The 19,133-nt window shown below is 38.9% G+C and carries 16 protein-coding genes; 2 read left to right on the forward strand and 14 right to left on the reverse strand.

Features of this window, described 5'->3' with window-relative positions; genetic code table 11:
• The first annotated feature begins 971 nt into the window (after nt 1-971).
• Nucleotides 972-2,138: a pyridoxal phosphate-dependent aminotransferase gene (locus FJR37_RS03520; protein ID WP_168465312.1), complete on the forward strand. Its 1,167-nt coding sequence runs from the start codon at nt 972-974 to the stop codon at nt 2,136-2,138.
• 3 nt (nt 2,139-2,141) lie between these two features.
• Here the strand turns inward: FJR37_RS03520 and FJR37_RS03525 are convergent, their stop codons facing one another.
• The 10 genes from FJR37_RS03525 to FJR37_RS03570 all read right to left on the reverse strand — a co-directional run bounded on the left by FJR37_RS03525 (nt 2,142) and on the right by FJR37_RS03570 (nt 12,794).
• Nucleotides 2,142-3,416, reverse strand: coding sequence for a glycosyltransferase (locus FJR37_RS03525; protein ID WP_168465313.1), 1,275 nt, complete (start codon nt 3,414-3,416; stop codon nt 2,142-2,144).
• 279 nt (nt 3,417-3,695) lie between these two features.
• Entirely contained in the window at nt 3,696-5,573 is a 1,878-nt protein-coding gene (gene uvrC / locus FJR37_RS03530) for an excinuclease ABC subunit UvrC (protein WP_053539485.1), read from the reverse strand.
• 256 nt (nt 5,574-5,829) lie between these two features.
• Nucleotides 5,830-6,585, reverse strand: coding sequence for a YebC/PmpR family DNA-binding transcriptional regulator (locus tag FJR37_RS03535; protein WP_039200743.1), 756 nt, complete (start codon nt 6,583-6,585; stop codon nt 5,830-5,832).
• Nucleotides 6,586-6,883: 298 nt separating this feature from the next.
• Entirely contained in the window at nt 6,884-7,138 is a 255-nt protein-coding gene (locus FJR37_RS03540) for a type II toxin-antitoxin system VapC family toxin (protein WP_039200744.1), read from the reverse strand.
• Nucleotides 7,135-7,443: a hypothetical protein gene (locus FJR37_RS03545; protein WP_039200745.1), complete on the reverse strand. Its 309-nt coding sequence runs from the start codon at nt 7,441-7,443 to the stop codon at nt 7,135-7,137. Before FJR37_RS03545 ends, FJR37_RS03540 begins: the two co-directional genes overlap by 4 nt.
• 701 nt (nt 7,444-8,144) lie before the next feature.
• Complete coding sequence (locus tag FJR37_RS03550; protein WP_039203310.1) at nt 8,145-8,792, reverse strand: Uma2 family endonuclease; 648 nt, start codon at nt 8,790-8,792, stop codon at nt 8,145-8,147.
• Between the two features lie 44 nt (nt 8,793-8,836).
• A complete protein-coding gene (locus FJR37_RS03555; protein ID WP_027401100.1) occupies nt 8,837-9,439 on the reverse strand; it encodes a hypothetical protein in 603 nt (200 codons plus the stop codon).
• Nucleotides 9,440-9,845: 406 nt separating this feature from the next.
• Nucleotides 9,846-10,871, reverse strand: a complete 1,026-nt coding sequence (locus FJR37_RS03560) for a glucokinase (RefSeq protein WP_039203311.1) — start codon at nt 10,869-10,871, stop codon at nt 9,846-9,848.
• 75 nt (nt 10,872-10,946) lie between these two features.
• Nucleotides 10,947-11,594, reverse strand: coding sequence for a histidine phosphatase family protein (locus FJR37_RS03565; RefSeq protein WP_168465314.1), 648 nt, complete (start codon nt 11,592-11,594; stop codon nt 10,947-10,949).
• A gap of 33 nt (nt 11,595-11,627) precedes the next feature.
• Nucleotides 11,628-12,794, reverse strand: a complete 1,167-nt coding sequence (locus FJR37_RS03570; RefSeq protein ID WP_168465315.1) for a pyridoxal phosphate-dependent aminotransferase — start codon at nt 12,792-12,794, stop codon at nt 11,628-11,630.
• Between the two features lie 815 nt (nt 12,795-13,609).
• On the opposite strand from FJR37_RS03570, the gene gntT reads away from it, so the two are divergent.
• The gene (gene gntT / locus FJR37_RS03575) at nt 13,610-15,067 is read left to right on the forward strand and encodes a guanitoxin biosynthesis MATE family efflux transporter GntT (protein WP_217355177.1); all 1,458 of its coding nucleotides are present in this window, start codon (nt 13,610-13,612) and stop codon (nt 15,065-15,067) included.
• A 75-nt stretch (nt 15,068-15,142) separates the two neighbouring features.
• Here gntT and FJR37_RS03580 read toward each other — a convergent pair whose 3' ends face one another.
• The 4 genes from FJR37_RS03580 to FJR37_RS03595 all read right to left on the reverse strand — a co-directional run bounded on the left by FJR37_RS03580 (nt 15,143) and on the right by FJR37_RS03595 (nt 19,070).
• Nucleotides 15,143-16,114 (reverse strand): hypothetical protein, encoded by a 972-nt coding sequence (locus FJR37_RS03580; RefSeq protein ID WP_168465316.1) that lies wholly within the window; start codon nt 16,112-16,114, stop codon nt 15,143-15,145.
• 28 nt (nt 16,115-16,142) lie between these two features.
• Nucleotides 16,143-17,159, reverse strand: a complete 1,017-nt coding sequence (locus tag FJR37_RS03585; protein ID WP_148760636.1) for a methyltransferase — start codon at nt 17,157-17,159, stop codon at nt 16,143-16,145.
• Between the two features lie 34 nt (nt 17,160-17,193).
• Nucleotides 17,194-18,624, reverse strand: a complete 1,431-nt coding sequence (locus FJR37_RS03590) for a GNAT family N-acetyltransferase (protein ID WP_168465317.1) — start codon at nt 18,622-18,624, stop codon at nt 17,194-17,196.
• A gap of 164 nt (nt 18,625-18,788) precedes the next feature.
• On the reverse strand, nt 18,789-19,070 hold the full coding sequence (locus tag FJR37_RS03595) for a chorismate mutase (RefSeq protein ID WP_039203516.1): 282 nt from the start codon (nt 19,068-19,070) through the stop codon (nt 18,789-18,791).
• Between the last annotated feature and the right edge of the window lie 63 nt (nt 19,071-19,133).

Genomic DNA, 19,133 nt, shown 5'->3' on the forward strand with positions numbered 1-19,133 from the left:
TTTTTATTTGTCTGAATCAGGATTTCCAGGATATTCAGGTAATGATAATATCATAATCTTGTATATCCTTTAATCCTGTACTTCTACTTCGCTCAGTATATAACCAGATATCCTGATTCTGACAATCCAAAAATTTACTATAGTGACATACTCAACACACTTCCTTTCAGGTGAGTGTGGGCAACGAGCGCGACTCTTCTATGAAGACATTAACTGAGCTTTAAGACCGTGTGTCCCACGGTTCTTTGGTTAAGCCAAACAATTAGCTTTTATTTTGATAGGCTGCTTTTGGTGCATTTAATTGAGTTACACCTAGTGTTGGAAATTATATCAAATATTTGAAAAAAAATCAAGAAAGTGTTCATTCCGCACTTCGTGCCGCTTCGCTAACATCGCCCAACAACACTGATTAAGCGCAGCTTAATCAGTGTTGTTGGGCAATTCCTGACTCGCGCGTATTGTATTCATCTCATCACTTCCCTATCGGGTAGGTGAGAGGCTTCTACTGTTTAAGCTAAACACGGTTCAGACATGGACTTTTACAAAATTACGAAAAACCTCAAGTCGTCTCATTCCCAGTCTCTGACTGGGAATGAATTCTAGAAGGCTCTGCCTTCAATGATATTAGAGGCAGAGCCTCATCAACTGCATTCCTAGTCAGAGACTAGGAACGAGATGTGGTAGGGATTTGAGCTTAAGTTGACACATATCAGCTTTTGCTTTACCCCTACTACACATCTGGGTTCTTTGTCATTTGGCAAAAGTTTAAATCTCACCCGTGTTTAGTATATATATGCGCGGACAGATTTCTACTAATAACATAAGTGTAAACCAAAATTTTCGTCTTGTCAAGTCTTGAAGTAAATTAAATTGTCCCCATCTGGGAGAGAAAAGAATTTAGAAAGGGCAAATCTCGGATATGATTCTGGGATATCCTTAGATAGAAAGGATATTGGCGAAATTAAAGTAGAATGAAGCTGGCAGCAAGAGTAAGTCAGGTAACACCCTCCATCACTTTAGCCATCGCAGCTAAAGCTAAGGCTATGAAGGCCGAGGGGATAGATGTTTGTAGTTTTAGCGCTGGTGAACCGGATTTTGACACCCCGGCGCATATCAAAGCCGCAGCCGCAAAGGCTTTGGATGAAGGTAAAACCAAGTATGGTCCAGCCGCTGGTGAACCAAAATTACGGGAAGCGATCGCACACAAGCTGAAAAATGATAATGGTCTTAATTATAAGTCAGAGAATGTCCTTGTCACCAATGGCGGTAAGCATTCTCTGTATAATTTGATTGTGGCACTGATTGACCCAGGTGATGAGGTGATTATTCCTTCACCCTACTGGTTAAGTTATCCCGAAATGGTGACATTAGTTGGTGGTAAGTCGGTGATTGTGGAAACAGATGCTTCCACTGGCTACAAAATCACCCCAGAACAGCTAAAAAAAGCTATTACCCCAAAAACAAAGTTGTTTGTCCTTAACTCCCCTTCTAACCCTACGGGAATGGTCTACACGCCGGGGGAAATCAAAGCCTTGGCGCAGGTAATAGTTGATGCAGATATCTATGTTGTGTCTGACGAGATTTATGAAAAGATTCTCTATGATGGTGTAGAACATATCAGCATAGGTTCTTTAGGTGAGGAAATCTTTTCTCGCACCTTAATTAGTAACGGTTTTGCTAAAGGTTACTCCATGACCGGTTGGCGTTTGGGTTATTTAGCTGGACCTGTGGAAATTATCAAAGCCGCCAGCAATATCCAAGGACATAGTACATCAAATGTGTGTACTTTTGCTCAATATGGAGCGATCGCTGCTTTGGAAAATTCCCAAGACTGTGTAGAGGAAATGCGTCAAGCTTTTGCTAAACGTCGTCAGGTGATGTTTGAAAGACTCAACGCTATTCCGGGTTTGAGTACAGCTAAACCAGACGGTGCTTTTTACCTCTTCCCGGATATCAGTAAAACTGGTTTGAAATCTCTGGAATTTTGCAACGCTATCCTGGAATCTCATCAAGTTGCACTTATTCCCGGTGTTGCTTTCGGCGCTGATAAAAATGTTCGTCTTTCCTATGCTACGGATATGGCGACAATTGAAAAGGGAATGGATAGATTAGAGAAATTTGTCCGTTCTCGAATTTAGAAATTACAACAAACCCATTTCCTTTAAACCCTGATAAAGTCTTTGTGCTTCTTCAGGGTTGTTTAATTCATGGAGAGAAATGGCATATTCAAAAGCTTCTAAACTACCTTGAACATCGCCAATTTTCAAGAGTACAACCCCTAAATTTTGATAAGCTTCTGCATAATCAGGATTCAAATTAATGGCGTTATTATAGGCATCAATAGCTTCACGAAATAACCCCATTGCTTTGCATACCATGCCTAAATTATAATAACCCGTTACAAAATTAGGATCAATTTTTATGGCTGTTTCATAAGCAATTTTTGCTCCTGGTAAATCTCCTACATTTTTGAGTAAATTTCCTAAATTATTATATCCTCCTAATTTCAAAAGGGGATAGATAGGCAATTTCACCGCAGCTTGATAATGAGAAATAGCTGGGGATAAATTTTGTAAATTCGTGTAGGCAATTCCTAAATGGTAATGTAATTCATATAAAATATCGTAATTTATATCTTCATCAAAATCAACTGCAAATTTCTGTGACTGCGAATGTTTAAATTTACTTAACGTTTTTTTTTCTTCATTAACCTGATTACCAATTAATTGATTTAATCCTCGATTTAATAACTCCATACCCGCATCAATTTTCCCCATTTGCATATACAAAGCTCCTAATTTACTGCATACATAAGCATCATTGGGGTGACTGGCAAAAAACTCTTCCATTGCGGCTGCGGCTTTAGCATATTTATTCTGTTCATTAATTACAGCTTTTTGATAACCTGTATGGAGAATTGCTACTCCTGGTAAATAACCAATTTGCCAATGTGGTTCTTGAGTGAGAATTGCGGTGACACTATCATCAATTAAAGCATGATAAGGGCGATCAAAAGATATATTAGGATGATAACGAAATAGTCGAGAAACCAGAGAATAAGGTGATTGTGTTGAACCGACTTCTTGACGTACTAAATTAATTACCAAATATTCTTCTTTGCTAATAACTGTTTTAAGTAAGGGGATAATTTCATCTGTCAAAGTTTCATCAGCATCTAAAACTAAAATCCAATCACCTGTCACATATTTTAAAGCTTCATTTCGAGCCGAACTAAAGTTATTATTCCAGGGGAAATAATACACTTTAGCCCCAAATTGTTGGGCGATTTGTGGGGTTTTGTCAGTTGAACCCGTATCAAGAACTACAATTTCATCAACGAAATTATTAACACTTCCTAGACATTTTGGTAAGCTAGTTTCTTCATTTTTTACAATCATGCACAGACTAACTTTCATCTGGTAACACTATGGTATTTACAACTATGGTTAATAATACAGCAGAAGTCAAGAACCAATACAATTCAATTAACAATACCTCTAGGTTGAGGTACGTTCACGAAGTGTGGCGATAGCTTGCGTGGCGACGTAGAAGCCATAGCCATAACCCAACAAATGCGTCGGGTTGCGCTGTCGCTTAACCCGACCTACAAAAAATGGAGAAGGTATTGATTAAGAAATTGTTTTACCTCTGTGTCCTCTGTGTCCTCTGTGGTTCGTATCTCTGAAAAAATATATTTAAACAGGATGGAAATAATCATAAATATCTTGCGCTAACCGTGAACCAATTCCGGGAACTTCAGTTAATTGTGTAGTTGTAGCTTGACGAATATAATCAAGAGAGCGAAAATGCGCTAATAACAACTTTTGCCGATTTTGTCCTAAACCGGGAATTTCATCTAAATGCGATCGCTTTAGTTTATCACTTCTTTGTTGACGATGAAAACTGACAGCAAATCTATGAGCTTCATCTCGCAATCTTCGTAATAACTGGACTCCTGGTTGTTCTGAGTCTGTTTCTAAAGGTTTTGATGAGTGGGGTAAAAAGATTTCTTCTCGTTTTTTGGCTAAACTGAGAACCCGCAAATCTGCGAATAGATTCATTTCCGTTAAAATCCCCACAACGGCAGATAGTTGACCTTTACCACCATCAATCATAATTAAATCAGGCCAGTCAGTATTACCTAATCTTGCTAATTTCGGATCTTCAATATATTTACGAAATCTTCTCTTAATAACTTCTGCTAAACTGGCAAAATCATCGGAATGACCAATTGTGATATCAGGATTTTTAATTTTATAATGTCGGTAATATTGTTTGGCTGGTAAACCATCAATAAATACGACTTGAGAACCTACTGCATTAGTTCCTTGAATATGAGAAATATCATATCCTTCAATGCGTTTGGGTAAATCTGGTAAGTCGAGAATAGCGGCTAAATCTTGGGTTGCTTGCAAATTACTATCACCCAATTTTTGCATTCTTTGTAATTCATATTGGGCATTTTTTTCGACCATTTCTATTAATTCTGCCTTACTTTGTCGCAAAGGATTGAAAATTGTCACTTTTCTACCTTTGCGTTCTGTTAGAATAGCGGACAAAATTTCACTATCTGGTAAATCATGCTGTACTAAGACTTCGCTGGGAATTTCTACACTTTCTGCTGTTTGATAATGTTCCTCTAAAACTCGTTGTAAAATTGCTCCCGGTTCAGGGTGGGAGTCAGCAACAAAAGCCAAGCGTCCCACTAATTGACCGGCGCGAATTTGGAATAATTGAATGTAGGCGTGTTGATCATCGGCGGCTAAAGCGATCGCATCTCGTGATACTGTATCATCAGGTAAGGATACTTTTTGAGCAGCATGGAGGGATTTTAATGCTCCAATTTGATCACGAATTTTTGCCGCAGTTTCAAAATTCAATTCTGCTGCTGCTGTTTCCATTTGTGCTGTTAAAATATCAATTAGTTCCTGAGTTCTGCCTTGAAAAACCATCGCTACTTTTTGGACAATTTTTGCATATTCAACCGGGGAAACTAATTTTTGACAAACACCAGGACAACGACCAATATCATAATTCAAACAGGGACGATCTTTAAATAAAGGTTGTGGTCTTTGTCGTAAAGGGAAAATCTTTTTACACAAATGGACAATTTCTCGTAATAAGCCGGAATCTGTATAGGGACCGTAATATTTATCTTTTGCTTTTCCTAATTGACGTTTGCGGGTAATGAAAATGCGCGGATATTCATCTGACCAAGTAATGCACAGATAGGGATATTTTTTATCGTCTTTGAGTAAGACGTTAAAATATGGCTGATGCTGTTTAATTAAATTGGCTTCTAGGGCTAATGCTTCGGCTTCGGTATCAGTGACAATGAATTCAATTTCTGTCACTAATTTAACCATTGTGTTAATCCGTTCCGTCTTGTTAGTGGAGTCCCGGAAATAAGAACGGACACGAGAACGCAATTTACGAGATTTACCTATATATATTAGGCGATCGCTGCCATCCCGCAACAAATAAACCCCCGGTTCTGGGGGAATTTCTCCCAGCCGATTTTCTAACCGTTCTGGGTTTTTATACAGTGGTAAGATTTGCTCAGATATAGTCACAAATGTATTTTACAGGAATATCCGGTAAGGGTAAAGCTCAGTGGCTAAAGCCGCTGAGAGTGTCAACTTGAGTTTAGATTTAATGTAGGGGTAGGCCCTGTGCCTACCCCGGTATTTAGGGCAACCACAGGGGGTTATTGATACACTACCATAGATAGATGAATTTCAGCATTAATTCAGGTACATTAAGCGACTATAGTAAACACTTGGTATATATGGGCTTGGCGATTTACCAAGCCTTTTTATTGATTTAGTGCTAGATTATACTAAGTTCCATTAAACCATCTGCCATTTCAAAATTAGCTGTCACACTTTGGACATCATCTAACCCTTCTAGAGTATCAATTAATTTGAGGAGAGATTTAGCTTGATCTGCATCTGTAACTTCTACTTGATTACCAGGAAGCCAACGCAATTCTATATCTGTGACTTTAAAACCTTTTGCTTTTAAGGTTTGGCTGAGTTTCTCCAAATTTGCTATTTCTGTAAATACCTCAACTGTTTCCTCTGCCATGATTTCATAAGATTCGGCATTTCCTTCTAAGGAAGCTTCTAAAAGCTTGTCTTCATCAATTACACCTTCGACGACACAAACTCCTTTTTGGGAAAACATCCAACTTACACAACCTGTTTCTCCCAAGTTTCCGCCATTTTTGCTAAAAGAGACGCGCAAATCTGCCGCAGTTCGATTCCGGTTATCTGTGAGGGCTTCAATTAAAATAGCGACACCACCGGGACCGTAACCTTCGTAGCGAATTTCTTCAAGGATGCTGTGATCACTGAAAGTACCTGCACCTTTAGCAACGGCTCTATCAATATTATCATTGGGAATCCCCGCTGCTTTGGCTTTATCAATGGCTGTCCGTAGTTGAAAATTACCTGCTGGATCTGGTACACCGTTTCTCGCAGCCACAATTATTGCCCGTGATAGTTGGGTAAATATACTTCCCCTTTTTGCATCTACTACGGCTTTTTGACGTTTAATATTTGCCCATTTACTATGTCCTGCCATAATCACCAAAATTATTAATACTCTGCTCACAAATAGGAAACCCCTCTGGTAAACCTCTCCCCGCACCCCTCCCTGACCCTCCCCTACAAGGGAGGGAAAAGGAGCAGCTTTTATAATTGGAGAGGCTTTGAACCTTGTTCTTTGTATGATAAAAAAGCCCAGCTTCTACCCGTTTTGAGTATATATAATAATCCAGCCGATTAACAACAAAAATACATAAAAAGCAAACCTGCTTATCACACCACAGAAACAATTATGGGAGAGGTTGAATATAGATAATCTATTTTGCACAACTAATTTATGATTCAGTTATTAACAACGGGACATCATAAAATTTAAACTTTTGATCTACCGTAATTATGGTTAGCCCTTCTACCAAAGCCTGAGCTATTAACTTTCCTAAAGACTGTTTAATAGAAATTTCCCAAGCACTAATAGCACTAACAACAATTAAATTCTCACGATTAATAATTACTTCTCGTACCTGATTTGACAACTTAGAATCATTTTCTAAAAACCATAACAGAATATGAGTATCTAGCAGAAAACTCATTGTTCTTCTCCATAAAAAGCAGCAATCACTTCTTCTGAAGTGTCATCAAAATTATCAGAAATCTTAACCTGTCCTTGCCAAAAACCTGCAACCCTTGGTTCTAAAGTACCTTCATTACTCATCACTATCGAACTATGATTTAAACCCGCTTTTTCAATTGTAGGTTCTGCTTGAGACAGAGGCAAAACTTTTGCCCAGGGAACTCCCTGACGAGTTAGCGTAATTTCCACATGATTTTGGATATCTGATAATAAATCAAGTAAATTATCTGATAAGTAAGCAATATCGAAAGTTTTTTCTGACATTGTTATTTCTGTCCGTCCTACTGACTATAAATATTATATATACTCAAAACGGCTTGATTGTTTGATTCTAAACGTAGGGGTAAAGCAAAAGCTCATTGGTGTCAACTTAGGTTACAGATGGCTTATTTGTTTGGCTTCCACACCCGCCAGGGAATAAATTCCCTGTCTCATAGCTCAAGTCCGTTAAAACGGACTAATGAATTTTCCTAGTATTTAGTCATCTTTTAGATGACTTTCGCTATTAGCAAGGAACTTGAGTTCCTTGCGGGATGAAGATTTTGCGTTAAGTTGACACCATTAAGCTTTTGCTTTACCCCTACACATCTGGGTTCTTTGTCACTTGGCAAAAGTTTAAATCTCACCCGTGTTTAGTATAGCAATCTGGTTTTCTTACTCACAATCTCATTTTAGCATAAAATACCACTGCGGTTAAAACCGTGGTCAGTGAGCTTGTCGAACTGCTCGTGTCGCTTATATCTCAGGTGGCGTTAGCCATATGGAACGAAGTGAAATGAAGCAATCGCCAGGGTTGTGATTGCTTCCCTTCGCTCGCAATGACTGTAAATATTTTTGTCCAATTAAGTGGGTTGGCGTTGAAAATTGTCGTTATGGCAAGGCAAGAGGCAAGAGTGAAGAGGGTTTGGGCGATTTTACGTTTCTTTACACAGTTTGGTTTTATTGTGTTAACTTACTTACCAAAATTATTGGTGAAATTGGCTTAACAACCAAGCACAAACTTGACTATGATCCATTTGTCGAGTTTTTCTTAATGCTTCATTTAGTAGAGAAATTTGTAACCCTGGTAAGACTTGAGATTCACTAATTCTTTTACTGCCACCATTTTCAATCATAAAAGGGATAACTTGGACATTCTGCACATCAAGTACCCAGTATTCGGCTACACCTAAATCTTCATACATCAGGCGTTTTTCCCCTTTATCATCAGCTAGGGAACTACTCGCAACTTCAATTACTAAATCTGGTATGGGATAAATATCTAAATTAACAATGGAAGTTCCATAGGGAATAGCATTTGCTTTTTCAGCAATGTAATAAGAAACATCGGGTTGGACTTCTTGAAATCCTATTTTTCTGTATGTACAATTATCTTTGCTATTAAATTTAATTCCTTTAATAGTCGCAAATAGGTTAACAGCAAAAATAATAATACTATGGTCACTGGCATGATCATTTCCGATTGGTGGCATTTCTATCCTCATTTTTCCATTGTGATAATAGCCTTTGGCTTTTTGATCAGGATAATTTTCAATAACCTGAATATATTCATCCCAAGTTGCTGTTATCCAAGTGTTAGTTAGTAATTGCGTTGGCATTTCAGTGATGATCATTTTTTCGGACTCCTGAATATTTCACCGATATTACTCATTCTCAATTAAGGTTTAACAACTAAGCTGAAGGAATTTAAATAGCCTGTAATAGTTTTATTTAAAGTTTCATGCTGTTTTTTGGAGACGATAGCCATAACTTTATATAATCTACCATGAGCAACAAACATTCTGGTTTTAGTAATTTTACCGATAGCATTAACATATTCAATTTCTTTGCCGGGATGAAAGTTAGAACTGCGAATATTGCGCTGATTTAGTAATCTACTTTTGGTGGTTGTTAGTTCTACATATTGGGCTTGATCCATGATTGTTTGGGGGTTAGTCATCTGGACATAGCTATCAGGAAATTCATTGTATGTGACTATATATGCAGCTTCTTGTTGCGGTGGTTGGATTAAAAATATTTCTAATTTTATTTTTCCCATGTAGGTTTTTTGGATTTGGGTTTTTCGCTTGGGCATTCCTGGCATTAATACGGTGAAATATCCATCAGGGGATGTAAATGTTCGCCATTTGGGCTGTATTACTGCGGGAACAATAGGTTTTTTTTCGGCAACTTTGGGTTTGGATAAATGGACTTCGGCGACGGCGTAATTGCTAGATAAAAAGGTGGCAGCAATCAAAGATAGTAAAATTTTGCTATTCATAATTTATAAAATTTGTAGATGCAGATTTCACTGTTATTAAGAAATAAGGGCGTTGCTGATTAAGGGTATGAATTTTAGTCTCACGCAAAGGCGCAATCACGCTTCGTGATCTCGAAGAGTAGACGCACTGAGGTTTGAGTTTTAAAGGTTCAATTTGGGAATTTCATACCTCAATTCAGCAACGCCGAAATAAGCATTCAGCCATCACTGTTCAGCAATTACTATTTAATTAATAATTTACCGATTTATCAAACTTTCTGACTCCTGACGTTGCTAGTAGTTCGTCAAATTTATTTTGACGGGTAATAATCGGAAAAAACTTCTGTTCTTCTCTCCCCTACCCCTGGTGCCTCTCTTCTCCCCCTGCTTGCCTTCACCCGTCATTTTCGGGTTGACAGACTACTAGTTATAACCTAGAGGCAGACAAAGCTGCACCAATTAATCCCACTTGTTGATTAAGAATTATATGCACGGGGATTTCTTCGAGAAGAGAACGCATTCTGCCTTTTTGGATAAAATTCAAGAGGAAACTACCATTTTCCATTAAGGGGAGGATTTTGGGGGCGATACCACCGGCAATGTATAGTCCGCCATAGGGGAGGAGTTTTAAGGCTAGATTGCCGGCTTCTGCACCGTAGGCTTTTATAAATAATTGCATGGTTTGTTCGGAAAGGCGATCGCTTTTTTGCAGTGCAGCAGCGCCAATAAGGGCCCCTGGATCAACGGTTTTTTCGGTTGTCTGTGCTTCTTGTTCCCATGTTCTGACTGCTTGGGCAATTTCTGGTGATTCGGTGGCTATTTTTCTATCTCGTAAAAATTGGTAAATGGAGGTAATTCCTAACCCGGAAACTACTCTTTCTACGGAGACTCGTGGAATATCATGTTTATCTACTAGATATTTCAACAGTTGAAATTCTAATTCATTGCGTGGTGCAAAATCTGCGTGTCCACCCTCGGAAGGAAAGACTTGATATTGATGGTCTTGTTTAATCAAAAATCCTTGTCCTAACCCAGTTCCTGCACCGATTACAGCCATTGGTGCTGCTGGTTGGTATTTACCAACTTGTAAAGTTAGTAAATCCTGTTTTGTTAATCCAAAAATGCCGTAACCAACAGCCGCAAAGTCATTAATCAGGGAAATTGATAGAATACCCAATTCTTGAGTTAAACGATTTGTATCGAGAAACCAGGCTAAATTGGTCAACTTGGCGGTGTTTTCCACTACTGGTCCTGCGATCGCAAAACAAGCCTTTTCTGGTGTGCTAGAGTTAGCTGTAGTCAAAAACCTTTGGACGATGGGGACTAAATCAGGAAAATCCCCACTGCGAAAACTCTCTTCGTGCAGAGTTTTTAATCCCAGTGTTTCTGAAAATTCCACTAAACGCAAAATAGTTTTTGTTCCGCCTATGTCTCCGGCCAGTAGCAATGTCATAAAATTTATCAGTTAGTAAGTTACTTTTGCTGAGTCAGCGTTAGTTGTGATTTAGAGAAAATCCTCATTAAATATTTACACAAATCTCACCAATTCTTCAACTTTCGTCAAATGGGACGTATCACCCTTTAGTGCTAACAACCATTCTGAATCTTGGCGGACAACTTTTACTAAAGAACATAGAGAAGCTTTGACTTCATTTTTGGCTATGTCCCCTACAAATCCCATTGCTGCACCCAAGACAGACGCGCCATGTGCCACCAATAGGATATCATGGGGGGAAAATTCAGTAGATAAACACCTGGCAGTTTGCGCCGAACGTTCCCGCACCTGTTGATGAGTTTCCGGGTATTTTGCGGCTATGCGTGATGTGTAACTGGTATCAATTCTGGGAAATAATTTGACTAAAGTTGAAGTTGGGAGTTTTTCCGGTTCTTCAGTCATCCATTCGGGATTAAGCCATTCACTCAAACCTACTTCCAGTTTAATAGATAAATCCAAAACTTCAGCGATCGCATTTGCCGTTTGGATAGTTCGCAAAAATGGAGAAGCAAAAATATGGGCGATTTTTTCCCCTTTAAGTCGCTTTGCTAACTGCTGCGCCTGAATCATACCATCATCTGATAAAGGTGGATCATACCGTCTTTCGGCGGTTAGAAACCAATCGGGATATACGAAATCAAGGCGGTTAGCGTGTCTTGCTATCCAAACTATTTGACTCATGGGAAAATCCGAATATTAATTTTTGTTATGTGGCTATAATACGATACTTTGCAAACCTTTGACTAATCTTTCTATACCTGCTTTAGCTGTATCTGCTGGTAACGCACCATAAGCAACCCGCAAATAACAACCATCTTCCATCCCAAAGGTTGTTCCCGGAATCACTGCTATTTTGTGTTCTTGAATCAGTTTTTTCACTAATTCCAAATCATTCATTTTTGTCTGCACTTTCAAGAAAAAGTAAAATGCACCATTAGCTGGTGTAATTGTACATAAATCCTGAAGCGATCGCAATGAATTAATTACTATTTCTCGAACTTTAGCAATAGTCCCAATATTATCTTTTAAATAATCATCTTTTACTTGTAAAGCCCCCAAAGCTGCATATTGAGAAACCACAGGTGGACAAATTAAAATGGTATCCTGGACTTTTTTCACAGCAATTAATAGATGTTGAGGAATTACCATATAACCAATTCGCCAACTAGCAAAACCATAAGCTTTCGACAAACTAAACAGAGAAATTGTATATTGATGACTGCCCGCAAATGCCCCCGGAGAAATATGTTTTACACCGTCATAAGTAAAATATTCATAAGCCTCATCACTAATATGATAAATTCCCCTTTCTCGACAAATTTCATTAACTTGTTTTAATGCTGTTTCTGAATAAACAACACCTGTAGGATTATTCGGAGAAATCGTCACTACCGCACGGGTTTTATCTGTAATTGCGGCGGCTATGGCTTCAGGAATTAATTGATAATTTGTATCTGTGGCAACTAATACCGGATGACAACCTGCCATTTTAATCGCCATTTCATGATTAAAATAGTAAGGAGTATTCAAAATAATCTCATCACCAGGAGAAGTAATTGCTAAAATAGCATTTACAAACCCCATATTACTACCTGCTGTCACCACAATAGCATTTTCTTCATTGATATCAAGACCATTAAATATTGATAACTTTGCTACTAATACTGTTAATAATTCAGGAATCCCGATAACGGGTTGATAAAGATGATTTTTAGGTTCAGCCAGGAACTTTGGTAATAATTCCATTGCGGTATCTGGTGGTTGATAGTGAACCACACCTTGTCCTAAAGAAATTGTCCCAGGAGAGTTTTTTATTAATTCTCCCACCACCGGAATAATGGGCGATTGAATCGCTGCCATTCGTGATAATTTATAATTCATAACTCTTAAAAATGTATATGTAGGATTCTATTCCAGAGTATCACCATTTATCTAATTTTTTAAAGTAAGTAGGTGAACACAATAAAACCAAACTGTGTAAGAGGATGTTTGAAAAGTATCAGAATTAATCGAGATCCCCCCAACCCCCCTTACAAAGGGGGGGCTAAATTCCTCAAAGTCCCCCTTTTTAAGGGGGATTTAGGGGGATCTGCGGGTGTCAGATCCCACACGAAAAAGTTTTCAAACAACCTCTAAAGAAACGTAAAATCGCCCAAACCCTCTTCACTCTTGCCTATTGCCTATTGCCTTTTGCCTTGCCATAACGACAATTTTCAACACCAACTTACTTAGTATGGATTAAGACTTTTTAAACACCCTCTTAGAGGATGTTTGAAAAGTGGTATTCCGTAATTTTCATCACATTGCTACCCCCCTTTCCCCTTGTAAAAGGGGAAACAATAAAAATCCAGTTCCCTCCCCTTTACAAGGGGAGGGTTAGGGTGGGGTAAAAAATATTTGATACATTGACCATAACTTTTCAAACATCCTCTAAGGGGAGATATACTGAAAACGGTTCATAGTTTAACCAAATATGAAACCCCTCCCCGCACCTCTCCCTAACCCTCTCCTAAGAGGAGAGGGAAAAGGAACAATATTTAATACTGGAGAGGCTTTGAACTTGTTCTTTGTATGATAAAAAAGTCCAGCTTCCAGCCGTTTTGAGTATAGAGGATGAAGACAAGTAGAGGGAGCAGAGGAGGAATAGAACCATTACCCGTTAAAATATCTTTGACAGACTACTACTTACTTAAAAAATGAACCCGACACTCAAAAAAAAGTATGATTTCATACCTCGCTATTTCCAATTAGCTCTAGCCAACGTCCTATCGAATATTATGATCCCGGTAGCTAATTTAGTCAGTGTCATATTTTTGGGTCATCTTGAAGAAATCAACAACTTCGCCGGAGTCATCCTTGCTGGCAACTTGCTCAACTTTCTCTACTTCGTTTTACTCTTTTTACGAATGGGGACTACTGGAGTCACAGCGCAAGCGGTTGGACGAGATGACAGGGAAGAAATGTTATTGATAGGATTGCGTAATGGTTTAATAGCTTTGGTGCTGGGTATTGCCCTCATACTTTTACAATACCCTTTGGGAGAGCTTGGGTTTACCATCCTCAATGTCCCCCTAGAAATCAAATCTTCAGGTCTTGCCTATTTCAACACCCAAATTTGGGGAGCGCCTGCGGTTTTGCTCAATTTTGTTCTGATAGGTTGGTTTCTAGGGCGAGAAAAAAATGGCTTAGTTGTGCTGTTATCAGTAGTTGGTAATGGTGTGAAAATTGGACTTGACTATCTGTTTATTATCAACTTAGGGTGGGAAAGTATGGGAGCAGGAGTTTCTTCTGCTGCCAGCCAATATATATTGTTGTTGGTAGGATTGATATTTTTTTGTAGAGAATTCCAGTGGTTGGAAGTGATATCTGTAGCGTTTAAAATATGGGACATCTCAGCTATAAAATCTAACTTAACTCTCAATGGCAACATCTTTATTAGCAATTTAGTTCTTCTGTTTATCTCCTTAACATTTAGTTATCAAGGAGTACAGATGGGAATGCTAGTTTACGCACAGAATTCTTTGTTGTGGCAGATAATCAGCTTTAATACATATTTTATTGAAGGAATCGGATTCGGTACAGAAAGTTTGGTCGGAAACTTTAAAGGAAAAGGAGATTCACACCAGTTAGCACCTCTAGTTAGTTTTTCTGTCTTAACTGCTCTGACTGTAGGAATATTTTTCGGTGGAATATGTATATTATTTCCCGATAGTGTTTTTAGATTATTCACTAACCACACCGAAATCATCTCTAAGATAGATACTTTTGTTCCCTGGTTGGTACTGGCCTTGGTACTTAGTTCTATAGATTTTACACTGGAAGGATACTTCTTAGGTTTAGCACAAGGACATACCCTCCGTAATGTTAGCTTAGTCGCTCTTTTTATCGGATTTGCACCTGTGAATTTTGCTGCCGTTAAGTTTTCCAGTAACCATATCTTGTGGTTGAGTCTATCTTTGTTCTATGCAATAAGAACGATGATGTTTATGGTAAAGTTGCCCAGTACATTTAGAAATGATCTTGATAATATTAGTGCTACTCTCCCGGCTTTAGAAGCAAATCCCCTGTTGACTTTAGCTTTTGGAGAAACTCGTGAACAAATAATGGTGGAAAAGTTGGGAGTAGGGGAAGATGTTGAAAACGGGCGCATATAGCAACTATTATTCTTGAACAATCTGCTCTTCATAGTCCCCCCAATTATTGAGGGGAATACAAATCGCACTTGTTTATTACCTGCCCAATAATCCTAATCCAAATTTATAGGCACATTCGTCTAAGGCATTTAACAGATAGCCGCCCTCTTGGACTAAACAAAGTGGTATAGATGCTTGGGTGAGAATCTGACCAATTTCCTCGAAAATAGCAGGTGGTAGATGCCAACCGCCATGAGGATCATTGATAATAATGTCATAGCCAACAGAAACAACCATAGCTGCACAACCAAATTCAATTTTGGACTTTTTAACTAGCTGCTTAACTTCAGCTAAAAATTCCTCTGAACTAGGTGAATGGGAAAAAGGAATGAAAGTTTGACTATCATTAGCTGGTTGAACTTCTTTGTAAGGATAACTAAGGATTGTAGAACTGTGAATAGAACCGAACCAAACATCTGGTCGTGATGCTAATAAAGCAGCAGAACCATTGCCAAAATGAAAGTCAATATCAATCAATCCTACTGGACCTATTCCCGATTCCAGAAGTGTAACTACAGCCGCAACTGCATTATTTAAAAAGCAATATCCTCCTAACCAACCAGGCCCAGCATGGTGTCCGGGAGGTCTACACAAAGCATAGGACAAAGAAGCACCATTGACAATTTTCTGTGCGGCGGCGATCGCAGTTCTAGCCCCTTCACGAGACAAGTCGTAGACTCCCGCAAATAGAGGAGTATCTGCGGCAATTCCCTGGTCAACAAACGGATAATCAAACAGTAAGTCTTCTCCTAGCAATGTTCCATTCCAATGAGCTAAAAAGTCAAGATAGGACTGTTCATGAATTTGTTGGAGAATGTTATCAAGATAGCGATCGCTAACCTCAGCCGTGGAAAAATTGCATTCAGGAAGACGCTGTAGACCTTGAATAATCCTCTGGCTACGTTCTTCAACTTCTTGTCCAGCCTTGTTTCCCTCAGAAGTCACAATGATAGGAGATGCTCCTTGCATTTCTGTTTGTAAGACCACCTCAAGGGACAAATTACTCATACAATCACCTCCCGCATTTCAAAAGTTATCAAACACGTACCAGTTCCATCAGGCTCAGGGGCTTTTCTGGAGAGAAAATATTCACTAATTCAAAACCTGATTTTCGGAAAATAGCCTTAAATTCTGCCTGGGTACGCACTAGTCCATGTCCCATACACATCGGATATAAATCTTCCCATTTACTCCAATGGTACTGATTGTCAACGGGAATTACTGGATCGATAACAAGCAGTTTGCCATTTTTAGGCATAGCATAGTTAATGTTTTCCAAAAATTTGACTATACTATCATCATCCCAATCAATCATGATATATGACATAAGATAAATATCACCCCCACTAGGAATGGACTTAAACATATCTCCACCGACTACTTCACATCGTTCATCTACTCCCTCCGCTTTCAGAAACTTAACGGCATCAAAAACTGTCTCAGGCATATCAAAAAGGAGTCCTTGTAAGTGGGGATTATGCTTGAGAATGGCAGAAATAATTAGACCTTGACCGCCTGCTATATCTACGACTTTGCCAACTTTAGAAAAATCATAAGATTTAAGAAGTTGGATTTGACAGTTTTGAGCAATACCAAACATTGATTGACTAAAAATCAAATTAGGTTCAGTATTTTTTTCTAAATACTGCCAGTAATTGTTAACCGAATAAACTGATTTGATAGCTGGCTCACCTGTTTTGACAGTATGGTACATATCTCCAAAAACACGCCAACGCCACTCGTCAATATTAGTTATAGCCAAATATTTTAAAGAGTAAGGATTATCACTTTGAAGATATTCAGCTAGCGGAGTAAGAGCAAAATGACGTGGTTCAACCTCATGGAAAACCCCTACGGTACTAAGACATCGAAGGATGCGATAGAGGGAGGGAGCATGACTTTCAGTAGCTTGTGCCAACTCTTCAACACTTTTTGCTCCTTCTGCCAACAAGTCAGCAATGCTCAACTTCGCAGCAATCCCCAAAGCCTGACTAATCCAAGATGCACAAGTTAACTTGAAAAAATCATCAGGACGTATATCTGTAGTCATCATGTCGCTCCTTATTACTTTAATTGACTTTCACGGGTTATATTGTTATGCTAGATCCGAGGAGTTTCCGCATTCTAGGACCGAAATCTTCAAAGCCACTCTTTTGATAAAAATGGTGGGTATTAGAAAATCTGGGGAATTCATGGGTTGGCAAACATACTTCTAAACGAGAAATTCCCTGTTCATGAGCATAGGTTTCCACAGCTTGAATGAGATTTTCACCGATATTTTGACTGCGATGATCTGGATGAACCCATAGTTCCTGAATCAGTACAAATTGACCTGCCACATGAATCGCTTCTTGCACAGTTAAAGTAATTAAACCAAGGATAGAATCATTGTCTCCTTCTGGATTAGCAATGAAAATAGCACCAGGATATTTCCCTTCAATTACACGCTGACAAATTGCTGTGGCTTCAGCAGGAAGTTGAAATTCTGGAATACCTTTTAATTCTGCTAACAGAGAACCAATACCTGCAAGGACAGCAGGAACGTCAGCCAATTCAGCAGAACGAATCTGGTATGCTTGTTGAGAAATAGCCTTGGGTGTGGACTTTTGTAAAACCGTTCCTGATAGCCAACGAGATGCCATTTCATCTTCTGGGTTATTCAGCATTTCCTGGAAACGCTCTTGCAGCAGTTGGGTAACAGGTCCAGGAAATTGGCTACCGAGAATCTGTCTATCTACCGCAGAAACAGGACGGATCTCATGATAAGTTCCGCTCACAAATACTTCATCTGCCACCATTAAATCGCCCAAAGGCAGAGGTACTTCTCTGACAGGGATATTCAATCTATTTGCAAACTCAATCACTAAACGCCTTGTGACTCCATCAATACTTTGAGGAAGAATAGGAGTATATAAAACAGAGTTTTTGACGATGAAAATATTTGCTCCTGTCATTTCGCAGATAGTTCCATCTGGATTTAACATCAGATTACCGTCAAATCCCATTTTTTTAGCATTGCGATCAGCCGCAGCTTCCACAGCATAGAAGCCACTAATTTTACCTCTAGCGAGGGTAGAACCGGCTTCGGGACGACGGATATGACTAATGCCTAAAGTCAATGGTGGTAAAAATCCTGAACTGTCAGAACGCCAAGCCATAACCAATGCAGCCGAAGGGAATGGGGAAGGATCTAACCCCAAACAATTGCCGTTTGGATATACTAGCAAACGCACATATCCCTGTTGTAAATTGTTCGCACTTACGGCTTGCCACAATGCTTTGATAATTGCTTCGGGTTCCACAGGGGACAATCCCAAAGATAACATTGACAATCGTAATCGGTTGAGATGTAAATCTAATCCTAATATCTTTGAGCCATTGACAGTGGGATAAAGTCGAAATGCTTCAAAGGCAGCAGTTCCAAAATTGAGGGCATGATTATCTACTGGCAAACGTGCTAATTCAGTAGGTACGATGCGTCCATCAAGGTAAGTCCAAGAGCAAAATTCTAAGGCCATATAACAATCCTAAATTTGTTGCAAAAAAATTGTACTCTTTAGAGGGAACAGAAAAAACTCATCTTTAAAAACATGAGATTGGAATAATGAAACTGCTTTTTTGACTGAAGCTCTAAACTCAGAACTAAAGTTTCTTATCTGTTCCCTGTTCCCTTTTTTAGTAATTAACCTTGCGCTTCTATAATCTCATCTTCCATCCGGCAAGTTTCTTGAATGATGAGGCTGTATAATGCGACCATAAAATCTCCATCTAACCCATACTGCATACCCAATTCTCGACGACGCTGTTTCACTGCTTCCACTCGTTCGGGTTGCATCATCGCAATTCCGTGTTGCTTTTTAAAGTTAGCCACCCGCTGACAAATTTCAAATCGCTTGGCTAATGCCTCAACAATCTGAGAATCTACAGCATCAATTTCTGCTCTAAAACCTTCCAATCCACTCATTTTCAGATTCCCAAATTTTCTTACCAATCTTCTCATTTATTCAATACCTTTGCCATTTTTTGT

It is taken from the genome of Aphanizomenon sp. UHCC 0183 (assembly GCF_009712065.1).
GTDB lineage: Bacteria > Cyanobacteriota > Cyanobacteriia > Cyanobacteriales > Nostocaceae > Dolichospermum > Dolichospermum heterosporum.

What these genes read in the sequence shown, in the direction of transcription:
- FJR37_RS03520 (WP_168465312.1), top strand. Translation starts at nt 972, where the DNA reads ATGAAGCTGGCAGCAAGAGTAAGTCAGGTAACACCCTCCATCACTTTA.
- FJR37_RS03525 (WP_168465313.1), bottom strand. Translation starts at nt 3,416, where the DNA reads ATGAAAGTTAGTCTGTGCATGATTGTAAAAAATGAAGAAACTAGCTTA.
- FJR37_RS03535 (WP_039200743.1), bottom strand. Translation starts at nt 6,585, where the DNA reads ATGGCAGGACATAGTAAATGGGCAAATATTAAACGTCAAAAAGCCGTA.
- FJR37_RS03540 (WP_039200744.1), bottom strand. Translation starts at nt 7,138, where the DNA reads ATGAGTTTTCTGCTAGATACTCATATTCTGTTATGGTTTTTAGAAAAT.
- FJR37_RS03545 (WP_039200745.1), bottom strand. Translation starts at nt 7,443, where the DNA reads ATGTCAGAAAAAACTTTCGATATTGCTTACTTATCAGATAATTTACTT.
- FJR37_RS03550 (WP_039203310.1), bottom strand. Translation starts at nt 8,792, where the DNA reads ATGATCATCACTGAAATGCCAACGCAATTACTAACTAACACTTGGATA.
- FJR37_RS03555 (WP_027401100.1), bottom strand. Translation starts at nt 9,439, where the DNA reads ATGAATAGCAAAATTTTACTATCTTTGATTGCTGCCACCTTTTTATCT.
- FJR37_RS03560 (WP_039203311.1), bottom strand. Translation starts at nt 10,871, where the DNA reads ATGACATTGCTACTGGCCGGAGACATAGGCGGAACAAAAACTATTTTG.
- FJR37_RS03565 (WP_168465314.1), bottom strand. Translation starts at nt 11,594, where the DNA reads ATGAGTCAAATAGTTTGGATAGCAAGACACGCTAACCGCCTTGATTTC.
- FJR37_RS03570 (WP_168465315.1), bottom strand. Translation starts at nt 12,794, where the DNA reads ATGAATTATAAATTATCACGAATGGCAGCGATTCAATCGCCCATTATT.
- gntT (WP_217355177.1), top strand. Translation starts at nt 13,610, where the DNA reads ATGAACCCGACACTCAAAAAAAAGTATGATTTCATACCTCGCTATTTC.
- FJR37_RS03580 (WP_168465316.1), bottom strand. Translation starts at nt 16,114, where the DNA reads ATGAGTAATTTGTCCCTTGAGGTGGTCTTACAAACAGAAATGCAAGGA.
- FJR37_RS03585 (WP_148760636.1), bottom strand. Translation starts at nt 17,159, where the DNA reads ATGATGACTACAGATATACGTCCTGATGATTTTTTCAAGTTAACTTGT.
- FJR37_RS03590 (WP_168465317.1), bottom strand. Translation starts at nt 18,624, where the DNA reads ATGGCCTTAGAATTTTGCTCTTGGACTTACCTTGATGGACGCATCGTA.
- FJR37_RS03595 (WP_039203516.1), bottom strand. Translation starts at nt 19,070, where the DNA reads ATGAGTGGATTGGAAGGTTTTAGAGCAGAAATTGATGCTGTAGATTCT.